The following is a 1,330-nucleotide window of genomic DNA, read 5'->3' on the forward strand; positions in this document are numbered from 1 at the left end:
ATGATACATGGCCTGCGATTGAAGGTTCAGCCATGATGGGTCCCAATGACTATGTCAATATTAATGGTGGCGAACGCCAACGTGCAGCTCTTTATGCCGAGTGGCAACAAACAATGAATACACGTTGGTGGCTGTCTGCAGGTGTTCGTTATGAATACGTATCAACCAGCACAGGTGAGGTTCAGCCTTATAACACCATGAGCATGATGGGCATGACCAATGTTAATGCCATAGCCGCAGATGAATTTAATGGCCTCTATCGAAAGCGCAATGACAATAACATCGATGCGACCCTTCTTGCTCGCTATCAACTCAGCGATACTGAAGTGATAGAGCTTGGTTTAGCCCAAAAGAACCGCGCACCCAATTTATATGAGCGATACAGTTGGGGCCAAAGCACCATGGCCACAACGATGATTGGCTGGTATGGCGATGCAAACGGCTACATAGGCAACCCAGACCTTAGTGCAGAAACTGCACATACATTGAGTATGGCTTACAAGCTAGTACAAGATGATGTAGCATTTAGTGCAACAGCTTGGTACAGCAGCATTAGCGATTTTATTGATGCCAATGTGGTCAGCAGCTTTAATCGCACAAGCATCGATAGTAATAGTCGTCATATTTTACAGTTTACAAATGTGGACGCTAACTTGTTTGGTGCACGCATTGATGCTGAATATCAACTAGCAGACAACGACACGGGTAAATGGCTCATTAACGCTAACATCAACGCAACGCGCGGCGAAAGAGATGACAACGACCAACCGCTGTATCAAATAAAACCTTTGCAAACAGAGCTAGCTTTGCAACAGCAGCTAGGTGATTGGCAAAATAGTATCAGTTGGCAATGGGTTGCAAGTAAAGATCGCGTGGATGAACAGCGTTTAGAAAACACAACTGACAGTTACTCACTGCTTAATTTAAGCAGCAGTATCCAATGGCATGATGCCACAATGACAATTGCAGTGAAAAATCTACTGGATGAGTATTATCAACTGCCTCTAGGCGGTGTCAGTATCGCTGATTATAAAGCTGACAGCAGTAACGGTTTTCAACAAATAGCCGGTGCGGGTCGCTCACTGGAACTCAATGTCAGTTACGCGTTCTAGTTAATCTTCTATAAGTAATAAAGCCGATACCCAGTAATATTTACCACATTATTGGCTAACCTAAAACAGCTGTTCAGCTGATGTTAAGACAGAAAAAAGCCTCTACATTGCTGTAGATGCTTTTTTCTTATTTGGCGGAGCGAACGCTGATGTTGAAACAGTTAACCAGCTACCTCCGGCGTGACAGGCTGGTTTCCATTGTTCTGCGATGGAATAAT

General features: G+C 44.1%; 1 protein-coding gene. It reads left to right on the top strand.

The window, feature by feature from the left end; genetic code table 11:
* A partial coding sequence (locus CXF78_RS00735; RefSeq protein ID WP_145991284.1) for a TonB-dependent receptor plug domain-containing protein occupies positions 1–1,112 on the top strand: 1,112 nt, incomplete at its 5' end.
* Positions 1,113–1,330 lie beyond the last annotated feature (218 nt).

It is taken from the genome of Shewanella sp. 11B5 (genome assembly GCF_002836795.1).
Classification (GTDB): Bacteria; Pseudomonadota; Gammaproteobacteria; order Enterobacterales; family Shewanellaceae; genus Shewanella; species Shewanella frigidimarina.